A 10,109-nucleotide genomic window follows, 5' to 3' on the forward strand; every position below is an offset into this window, starting at 1 on the left:
ATCAGCCACCTGTAGCATCGCCGAACCCGCCTGTTGTTGACGCATGGAGTGATTGTCACATGACCGCAAGCCTTGACCTTTTGCAGCGCTATCGCGACGCCTGGCGTCAGTCCTGGCGCCAGCGCCGACAGATGGACGCGCCAGCGGGGCGCCTGCCCCATGAAATCCAGTTTCTGCCCGCGGCCCTGGCGCTCCAGGACAAGCCCGTGCACCCGGCACCCAGGGTCTTCCTCTGGAGCATCATGGCGTTCGCCATGCTGACAGTGCTGTGGGCCTCGCTCGGCAAGATAGAAGTGGTCGCGATCGCACCGGGCAAGATCGTCCCCAGCGGTAAAACCAAGTTGATTCAGTCCAGCGAAACCGCCGTGGTCAAAGCCATTCATGTCAGCGATGGCCAGGCTGTCAGGGTCGGTGAGCGACTGGTCGAACTCGATCCGACGTCCGCTGATGCCGACGTCAAACTCATCCAGAGTGACCTGCTGGCCGCACGAATCGACAGCGCCCGGGGCACGGCAATGCTCGATGCGATCAACCACCGCCAACCCCCGGATTCCCTGATCGGCGCCATCGAGCAGGCCAACCCCGAGCAAGTGCTGGCCGCACAGCGCTGGCTTCAGGGGCAATACCAGGAATACCGCAGCAGCCTAGAGCTGGTCGACGCGGAAATCCTCCAGCGCAACGCCGAAATCCAGGCCGCCCGGGCGCAGGTCTCGAACCTGCTGAAAACCCTGCCGATCGCCACCCAACTGGCCGAGGATTATCAACGCTTGCTCACCGAGCAATACGTGGCCCGTCACGAATACCTGGAAAAGGAACAGGCCCGCCTGGATCTGCAGCGCCACCTGCGGGTGCAACAAGCCAGCGTGCTGCAATACTCCGCAGCCCGGGCCGAAGCCCTGCGCCGCCGCGAAGGCGTCGTCGCCCAGACCCGCCGGGCCATGCTCGACCTGCAGCAACAGGCCGATCAAAAAGTCGCACGACTGGTACAGGAACTGGCCAAGGCCCGTTACCAGGAATCACTGACCCTGCTCAACGCTCCGGTAGCGGGCACCGTCCAGCAACTGGCGATTCACACCGTCGGCGGCGTAGTCACCGCGGCCCAGCCACTGATGGTGATCGTTCCCGACAATCAGCCGGTGGAAGTCGAGGCGTTCCTGGAGAACAAGGACGTCGGGTTTGTTCGAGCGGGGCAGGCCGTTACGGTCAAGGTGGAGACCTTCACTTTTACCAAGTATGGGACGGTGGAGGGCGAGGTTATCAGTGTTTCAAGTGATGCGATTGAGGATGAGAAGAAGGGGCGTGTGTATAGCGGTCGGATACGGCTGAAGGCGGATCACCTGATCGTTAGAGGGGAGAAGGTCTCGTTGTCTCCTGGGATGTCTGTGACGGCTGAAGTGAAAACGGATGAGCGGAGGGTGATTGAGTATTTCTTGAGTCCGTTGCAGCAGTATGCGAATGAGAGTTTGAGGGAACGGTGAGTTTTGTCAGGTCGAAGAGAGGTTCTTTTCTCGGGTGGGTCGGTGCTTGCATTTGTCGGAGCTCAAATGTGAGGCATGTCCTACAAAAGATAAAAATTATCGGATGTTGCCTACAGGATTGTGGGAAGTGTGAGTGATGACATCTGGTGGAGTGCGAGTAATCTGAGTGTCATGTCATCAATGTACAGGTTGTTTTCATCTGATGGGGATACGGCATGCTCAAGACTTTTATAAAATACACGCTTTGGTTTGTGGGTTCTTGTTTGCTATTGGGCATGCTTGGATTTTATTGGTTTGATATCGAGGCTGAAAGAGCTTGGAAAGTGATAAATTGGTTTGGTGGGATGGAGGTGGTCGGCAATAGGCGTGTCATCCCCGCAGGGATGGATGATATCTATCTAAGGTCTCTGAATCTGAAACCACGGAAAGAAATTGTGTATGACCTCAGGGCGCTTGAGCCATGCAGGGAGTACAGTTATAAATGCATGCTGCAAGATTCTTCTGGCATAAATCTATATCTGATTAGTACAGGGATAGTGTTGGCAGATGTGGATGGTTTTCTTGAAAAATATAAGGCTGATACTGAGTTCTTTGAAGGTGCTTGTCCTGTTGTTTATGAAACGACAGCGATCGTGAAAGAGTTGGCGAGTCTGCGGCTACTAACGGGTGAAAAAAAGCAGATTATTGCTAAGGAAAAGATGAAGAAAATCTACATTGACGGTGGGCTGACTTATTCGTTGCAAACGCCTGCTTGTAGAGAATTTTTTCGAAAAAAACCCTATATGGCCCAAGCCTATATTGGCCATCTTGCTATTTTGATGAGGTTTGCGGATGGGTTTTCAGTTTCATGGATGTACTTGGCCGGACTGCCGAGCGTACTTTCGACTATTAGATAAAAGACGATTTGAATGGTTTGTATCAAGGAATTGTAGTGTGCGCAAACCCAGGATGTTTTTTGTTTAATTCAGTTAATTGTGTTGCTCAAGCGCAGCGGTCATGCGGATCGCTTCAGCGTGGCAGTGGCATCCTCGATGGCCGCGCGCAGATAATGCCAGCCTGAAATCAGATTGAAGTTGATAACGGGTCCTCCTCCAGCGATAGTTTTTATTTTCGTGAATAATCGTGCAAGAGTCCTACAGGATGGGAGGCGATTATAGGAAGTGACTTGAGTAAATACAGAGTCGTGACGGATGAGTTTTTGCTGATGGGGAGTAGTCTTGATGCTGTGTTCTTCATCTGGTATTTGCAGAGGAACAGGGCGTGATTACATGATCATTTTTTGAAATAGAAGTGTATGTTTGTTTGTTTGTTTGTTTGTTTGTTTGTTTTTGTTTGTTTTTGGTTTTTAGGTGTTCATTTGCTTAGTGGAGGTTGTGGCGGGGAGTTCGCGGCGTCAGAAAAATATGTAAGGGATATGCCGAGCATACAAGTAGACTTGGCAATCATTACCAGTAATTGTTGGGATCATCCTTGGCTTAGTTGTTAGGTTTACGGAGATTTTCCATGCCCAGAGTTATCGCTGTTATTCTTATGCTCGTACTGACGTCAAACGTTTGCTTTGGTAGCGAAGGTGACGATCAAACCAAATCGTTTTTTAAAATATACACATCGTTTTGCCTGGAGAATATTTTAAACCTTGAGGCTTTCCGAAAAAAGCTGAAGCCTATGCCAAAGCTTTCTCCTGAACAGGCTGCAATGTTTCTGGCAGGTTATCCCGGAGACGCTTGGCCAATACCAGACAAACATGGAAGGTTTGTGCTGATCCTTCCGATTGGAAAGAGTTTTTGCGCAGTGCATGCTCGCAAGGCAAGCACTGAGACCGCAATTAGATTTTTTACTGAGTTGTTCGCGACCCCACCCGCTCCGATCACTGCAAAGCAAGTGAAAAATGAGCAAGCGCAAACAGACTTAAACGGAAAAATACAAACTATTTCTTACGAATTGTCACTTCCAGAAACGGCACGAAAAATGTTGTTAACTCTCACGACGGACTCATCCGAATTTGCCAGAAGTCAAGTGTTTGGTTCGGTGTCTATGATCGACCAATGAAATCTATCCATGTATTTAAACGGATGCTGTGTCTATTACATTGTATCTGCGTGCGTGAGTTGACGAAGAAAGAATTCAAGGTTCTTCACCTGGCTGGAGCGCTCACGAAGAGGTAGAAGTGAATGCTGTTTGGATGATGTTTCGTTGGTAATTATCCCCAATGGCTAAGTGGATGTAGAGATTGTAATTTATAACGTTTGAAGAGTTGCTGGTGGACTGACTGTAGTGAGGTAATAATTAGGAGGTGTTGGATGGTCGTTTCTTTTATCAAAAACATACTTTGTTTTATAGCGATTTGTTTGATTGTGATTTTATATGGGGTGTATTGGTTCGCTTCCGAAGCCAAAGAAGCTTGGTGGGTTGTAGAGCGATTTGGTGGGATGGATGTAATAAACGATAAAAAAATCTCTCCAGAAGGGATTGATCGTATTTATATGAGGTCGCTCTATCTAAAGCCTCAGCAGGATGTAGTGCTGTTTTTAGAAGCTCGTGAACCATGCTTGGAGTTTAATCAGTACTGTATGCAGTTAGATTCTGCAGTAATTAATCTTCATCTTAATAAAACAGGTGTAGTGCTGGACTATATGTATGATTTTTTTGGGAGATATAAAGTTGACGTCAATTTTTTTGAAGGAGGTTGTCCTATTATATTTGAAACAACAATGGTTGTAAAAGAGGTGGTTGCACTTCGTGAACTTTCTGCCAGGACAGCTCGAGCTGTCGCGCGAGAGAAGATGAGAAAAATCAAGGAAGGTGGAGGGCTGGTTTATTCATTGGAAACTCCGGCATGTAAAACACTTTTCCGGAAAAAGCCATATTTTGCTAGGGGATATATTGGACATCTTACATTTTTGATGGAGGTTGCAGAGGGGAGGTTTGCGGCGTCATGGAGGTACTTAGGAGCTATGCCAAGTATACAGTCAACTTTGGCGGTCATGCCAAGTAAACGTTCGAATATTTAATGAGAAGAGGTTTTGATATGGATAGGTCGCAACTGGGTTTGCAGGGTGAAAAGTTGAATGGCGGTATTTCTGAAGTATTGGATAATATTAATAAGCTCAGAGCTTTTGCGGACTTGCTTAGTAAAACAAGCGGCGTTGCTAAAGATTTTGTTTTTCATTATGATCGGCAAGCAGGGTTGGCGTTGGCTATTGTCAGGATAACTAATTTATATTCTGAGAAATATAATGGCACTAGTGCGGACGCAGATGACCAGTTTTGGGAGTCGATAAAAGATCTAAATCTTGGTCCTTTTGACGTCCCAATTGATCATGGGATTAGTGGGATACAATATTTGTTAAAATTCACCAGTGGTCAGATACATAATAAACAAGCTTTGGGAGGGTTGCTTTCGGTTATAGGTTTATTTGACGAGTCGACTAAACAGACAAGAGAGCGAGATTATGGGCGTTCGCCTGCTTTAGATTCATGGCACAATACCATGGATGAAATCAAAAAATATGTTAGTGATAAATTTACCTCGTTAGGTATTGATATCAGTAGCTTGAGGGAAAGTGCGTTGAACTTTTCTGGCCCTGCAGCAAGGCCGGTAATTGAAGAGACTATCTCCCAACAAATAAGAGACATTGTTAATGGTGTCGAAAACACAAATACTATCAACCTCATCCAAATCGAAATCACCCCCGACCCCCAACCCCAACAACAAATCCCCGGCGAAAACCAGGCCCGCGAAGACGTTTCCAACGGCTTTACCCAAAACTCCGCCACCCACCGCGTGTTCTTCAAAGACCAAACCCTCAACAACACCGACTTCACCTCCGTCCAGCTCGGCACCCTGGCCACCGGCGGCATCCGCCCTGGCGAAATCCAGCTTGATCCCAATGTGCGCCCGAACGAGTACCTGTCGCAGTTCTACCTCGACAGCCCGAGCTCCAGCGAGCCGGACTTCAGTCTGCGCAACGCGGTTACCTTGAACGGTCTGGCGGCGCTGACCACCGTCAATACCTACGTCGACCCCTTGCTGCTGGACCTGACCGGCAACGGCGTGCAGATGACACCCATCAGCGATGGCGTGCTGTTCGACACCGACCACAGCGGCACGCTCAAGCGCAGTGGTTGGGCGGATCGAACGACCGGGATGTTGGTGGTCGACGAGGGCAGCGGGCAGATCAAGGATGTCAGCCAGATGTTCTCAGAGTATTTCCGGGGGGCTTTGGGGGGGAATGGCCAGGCGGGGGAGGCGTTGTTCAAGGACGGGTTTGCGGCGCTGGCCAGTGTGGATGGCAACGCGGATAAAGTGATCGATGCGAGTGATGCCATCTGGAGTCAGTTGCGGGTGTGGGTCGATGCCTCTCATGACGGTAAAAGCGATGCCGGCGAGCTCAAGACGTTGGCCGAGCTTGGCATCACGCAGATCAATGTCACGGCGACGCCGGTCAGCGGTGATGTGCGCCAGGGTAACAGCGTGATCGCTCGTGGCTCCTTTGTGATCAACGGCGCGACGCGCGAAGCGCTGGCGGTGAACTTCCTGGGTGATCCGGTCAGCAGCACGCTGACGACTGAAGGCAGCGGCAGCAAGGTGGTGTCGACCACCGGCGCAACCACCACCACTGCATACGCCAGTAGCAGCACCACGGATGAAACCCTGGATGCGGGCCAATTGGGTGTGACCAATGTGTATGCCGGCAGCGGCAACGATGCCCTGACCGCCGCGCCGACCGGCAGTTGGCTGGTGGGTGGTGCAGGCAGCAATACCTATCACGGCGGGGCCGGTGACGATGTGTTCGTGGTCAGCGCCAGTGACAATCCGAACAATATCCATGGCAATGGCGGGCGCGATACCGCGATCATCGTCGGCGATGAGGGCATGGCGCTGAACATGGCCAAGGCCGGGCTGACGATCGCCCAGGGCGGCCGCGGTTATGCCTACATCGTCGGCGGTGGGCATTCCAGCGTTTTCATCAAGGGCGGGTCGGGCGGCTCGACGCTGATTGGCGGCGCAGGCAATGACGTGCTGGTCGGCGGCACGGGGCGCAATAACATCATCGGTGGCAGCGGCAAGGCGGTTATCTACGCCGGGCCCAAGGGCGACGCGATCACGGCATCGGCCGGGGGCAGCATCATTCACGCCGGGGCCGGTGTGGACCGGATTTATGGCGGTGCCGGTCATGATGTGATCGAAGCCGGTCACGGCGACGCGATCATCGACGGCGGCGCAGGGATCAACCTGGTGACGCTGCACGGCAAGTATGGCGACTACAAAATCACTCGCACCGAGACCGGTTACACCGTCACGGACGCGGTAGCAGGACGCGATGGTACCTTGACCCTGAGCCGGATCCAGAAATTGAACTTCGCCGATATTTCAGCGGTAAGCCTGGAGCAGCCCAACGCGATGCCCGTGGCGGATGCATTGCGGGTCAATCAAGCGGGGAATGCCTTTGATCGTACTCAGCCTCAGCTGATTTCAGCCGCCAGCATCCTGGCCAACGACCAGCGGCTCAACAGTCAGGGCGATTTGCGTATAGCTTCTGTCGGCGACCCGCTGGGCGGCAGTGTGAGCCTGACTGAACAAGGCGATGTGCTGTTTACCCCTGATCCGCGCTACACGGGCATTGCGAGTTTCAAGTACGGGCTGGTGGACGCAGCCGGTAACCCGGCAGCCTCGGTGGTGGACTTGAAGACCGGTGAACTGGCGCCCCTGCGTGCGACGGTCACGCTGCTCACCCCGGATGTGCCGAATGATCCGTTGACTGCCCAGCAGTGGTACCTGAGCGACATCAATGTGCTGCCGGTCTGGAAGGACTACACCGGCAAGGGCGTGCGCATCGGTCAGTTCGAACCCGGTGGGGAGTTTTCCACCGCTCCAGAAATTTTCGATATTCGGCACCCGGATCTGGCGCCGAATGTCGATCAACCCTGGCTGCAGGCGCAAGGCCAGACGCTGCCGGCGCTGGCTTCTGATCACGCAACGATGGTCGCGGGTGTCATGGTGGCGGCAAAAAACAAGCTGGGCGGCGTCGGAATCGCCCATGACGCGACTCTCGGCGGCCACTACTTGAGCAATAGCGGTGCCGACCTGACCGGCCTGGGCAAGATGCTCGGCTATGACATTGCCAACCATAGCTGGGGCTTCAGCAATGACTTCGCCCTGAGCAACCTGCAAGGCGGGTTGGTCAACACCGCCAGTGCGTTGATGACCAATGCACAGTATGCGGCCGACAACGGTCGAGGCGGGCTGGGTACGGTGATCGTCACGTCGGGCGGGAACAAGCGTGCAACCGGTGGCAGTGCTCAAGGCTCGTTGCTCAACAACAACCGCTTTTCGATTCAGGTCGGGGCTATCAATGCTCAGGGGGATCTGTCGACGCTGGAGTCGGGGGCGGCGCCCTTCTCCAATCCCGGCGCGAGCCTGTTGGTTTCCGCGCCTGGCAGTAACGTCTGGTCCACCAGTTATAAGCTGGAAACTGAACGCGGCTCGACCTTTGGCAATGACTACAGCGCCATGAAAGGCACCAGTTTCGCCGCACCGATCGTTTCCGGTGTTATTGCCTTGATGCTACAGGCCAACCCGAATCTGGGTTTCCGCGACGTGCAACACATACTCGCGCTGTCTGCACGCAAGGTCGAGGACGGGTCCACGCAATGGAACGATAACGGCGCGCGTAACTGGAACGGTGGCGGGATGCACGCCAGTCATGATTATGGTTTCGGCAACGTGGATGCGCGGGCAGCTGTGCGCCTGGCTGAAAGCTGGATGACGCAAAATACCGGGGCCAATTTGACGACCGTGTCAGCGTCGAGTGGAGTGCTTGGACAGATCGCCGGCGCTGGCGAGAGTATCGCGCCCAAGCTGGCGATGCCCGGTGGGTTGAACATCGAGCATGTGGAGATCGATTTCGACGCACAGGTCGGGCGCTTGGGCGATCTGGTGGTCAGTCTGATTTCGCCTAATGGCACCCAGAGTCTGTTGCTGGATCGGGCTGGCAAGATTCCGCTGTCCGCTCCGGGAGCCAACGACGCGGACGTTGGCAGCACTCAGGCGGGCGCATTCAAATACACCTTCACCTCGACCCATGACTGGGGTGAAGACCTGGCGGGCGACTGGACATTACAGGTGACCAATACGGCCAATGGCCTGCCTGTCACGCTCAATAACTGGTCCTTGCGCCTGTTCGGTGCCGACGCGACAGGTCACGACAGCTACTTCTACACCGATGAATTTGCCGACTCGGTCAAGCGTCAGGCGCAGCGCGCCGTTCTCAATGACGGATCGGGACGCAATACGATCAATGCGGCAGCCGTCAGCGGTGATGTCTCGGTGGATCTGAGTACAGGCGCAGCGGTGATCGGCGGAGTCGCATTGACGGTGAACAATGCTCAAACGATCCACAATCTGCTCAGCGGCGACGGCGATGACACGCTGATAGCCGGGCCCTCCGACAGCCTGCTCAACGGCGGCCGTGGCAACAACACTTTGGTCGGTGGCGCAGGTAAAGACTTGTTCGTCGTGCACCGGCGCGGCAGCGGGCTCGACACGCTGGTGAATTTTGATCCCGCCCGCGCCGAGGCGATCAACCTGGTCGGCTTCAAAGGTAAAAAATTCGGCGATCTGCAGCTCACCCAACAAGAGGCGGACGTGTTGGTGGCGCTGGGTGATGGGCAAAAGCTTCTGCTGAAGAATCAGCTGATCGCATCGATAGGCGCAAGCCACTTCAAGTTCCAGACTACCTTTGTGGCCCCGGTCCTCCCGACTGAGACTCCAACAATTGACCCGCTGCCCGTTACTCCCGAGATTGCGCCGGACCTGCCAGGAACGGTGACACTCAATGGTGGCGCAGAAGGTATAAGCCTTTCATCGGATGCCACCGGGCGCTTTGTCGCTTCTCTGTCGGGCAAGGTGTACAGCCACGACAGCGAAGCCACCAATGTCTTTGTCGTGGCAAAGCAAGAGAGCGTGTCGGACTACAAAAATGCGTTACGTGGCTTTCGGCAAGGTGCCGACAAGATAGATCTGAGTCAGACCGGCATCACTGATTTCAGCGCCTTGACGATCAGCAAGGTGAACCGTTCCACGATCAACAATATTGCGCTGGTTCACGGCGTGGAGATCAGTACTGGTGCAGCAGACCCGGACTCGAAGATCAAACTGCTGTATCTGGATGCGCTGGAGGTGTCTCAGTTGAGTGCTTCCGACTTCATATTCGCTCGCCCTGAGGCCCTGCCAAACGTCATTCCGATGGCGGAGCGCTTGCCGGTTGCCGAATATTTGCTGGGAGCCCCATCGGGAGACTTTTCGTCTGAGGGCGTTTCGACGGGCGAGCCGGCAGGCGGTTCAGCCGCGTTCGCTCAGCAATACCAGGCTGACGCGCTGGTTCAGGCGATGGCGATGTTTGCGCCACAGGAGGCTGCTGCGTTGACGTTCATGCCGATGGAGCCAAGATCGGTGCACCCGGTTCTGGTGGCGAGTGCTGCCTGATCAGAAAATAAAAACCCGCCGATGAGTGATCGTCGGCGGGTTTTTTTGTGGTGCGCCCAGCATGGGCGCAATCTTGTGGGTGAAAGTCCCGCCGTAAGCTGGCCACAGCGAACGAAGTGAAGCGCAACTGCATGAGGGTGACC

At 54.0% G+C, this 10,109-nt stretch carries 5 protein-coding genes; all 5 read left to right on the forward strand.

Features of this window, described 5'->3' with window-relative positions:
- The first annotated feature begins 59 nt into the window (after nt 1-59).
- The 5 genes from J2W17_RS22960 (at nt 60) to J2W17_RS22980 (ending at nt 9,966) form a co-directional block, all read left to right on the forward strand.
- Nucleotides 60-1,478 (forward strand): HlyD family type I secretion periplasmic adaptor subunit, encoded by a 1,419-nt coding sequence (locus J2W17_RS22960; RefSeq protein WP_307339818.1) that lies wholly within the window; start codon nt 60-62, stop codon nt 1,476-1,478.
- A gap of 215 nt (nt 1,479-1,693) precedes the next feature.
- Nucleotides 1,694-2,374: a hypothetical protein gene (locus tag J2W17_RS22965; protein WP_307339821.1), complete on the forward strand. Its 681-nt coding sequence runs from the start codon at nt 1,694-1,696 to the stop codon at nt 2,372-2,374.
- Nucleotides 2,375-2,981: 607 nt separating this feature from the next.
- The gene (locus tag J2W17_RS22970) at nt 2,982-3,527 is read left to right on the forward strand and encodes an NMCC_0638 family (lipo)protein (protein WP_307339823.1); all 546 of its coding nucleotides are present in this window, start codon (nt 2,982-2,984) and stop codon (nt 3,525-3,527) included.
- 251 nt (nt 3,528-3,778) lie between these two features.
- Entirely contained in the window at nt 3,779-4,489 is a 711-nt protein-coding gene (locus J2W17_RS22975; protein WP_307339826.1) for a hypothetical protein, read from the forward strand.
- Nucleotides 4,490-4,506: 17 nt separating this feature from the next.
- Nucleotides 4,507-9,966 carry a S8 family serine peptidase gene (locus J2W17_RS22980; protein ID WP_307339829.1) on the forward strand — a complete coding sequence of 1,820 codons (5,460 nt, stop codon included), beginning with the start codon at nt 4,507-4,509 and terminating at the stop codon, nt 9,964-9,966.
- The last annotated feature ends 143 nt before the right edge of the window (nt 9,967-10,109 follow it).

It is taken from the genome of Pseudomonas lini (assembly GCF_030812475.1).
Classification (GTDB): domain Bacteria; phylum Pseudomonadota; class Gammaproteobacteria; order Pseudomonadales; family Pseudomonadaceae; genus Aquipseudomonas; species Aquipseudomonas lini_A.

What these genes read in the sequence shown, in the direction of transcription:
- J2W17_RS22975 (WP_307339826.1), top strand. Translation starts at nt 3,779, where the DNA reads ATGGTCGTTTCTTTTATCAAAAACATACTTTGTTTTATAGCGATTTGT.
- J2W17_RS22970 (WP_307339823.1), top strand. Translation starts at nt 2,982, where the DNA reads ATGCCCAGAGTTATCGCTGTTATTCTTATGCTCGTACTGACGTCAAAC.
- J2W17_RS22980 (WP_307339829.1), top strand. Translation starts at nt 4,507, where the DNA reads ATGGATAGGTCGCAACTGGGTTTGCAGGGTGAAAAGTTGAATGGCGGT.
- J2W17_RS22965 (WP_307339821.1), top strand. Translation starts at nt 1,694, where the DNA reads ATGCTCAAGACTTTTATAAAATACACGCTTTGGTTTGTGGGTTCTTGT.
- J2W17_RS22960 (WP_307339818.1), top strand. Translation starts at nt 60, where the DNA reads ATGACCGCAAGCCTTGACCTTTTGCAGCGCTATCGCGACGCCTGGCGT.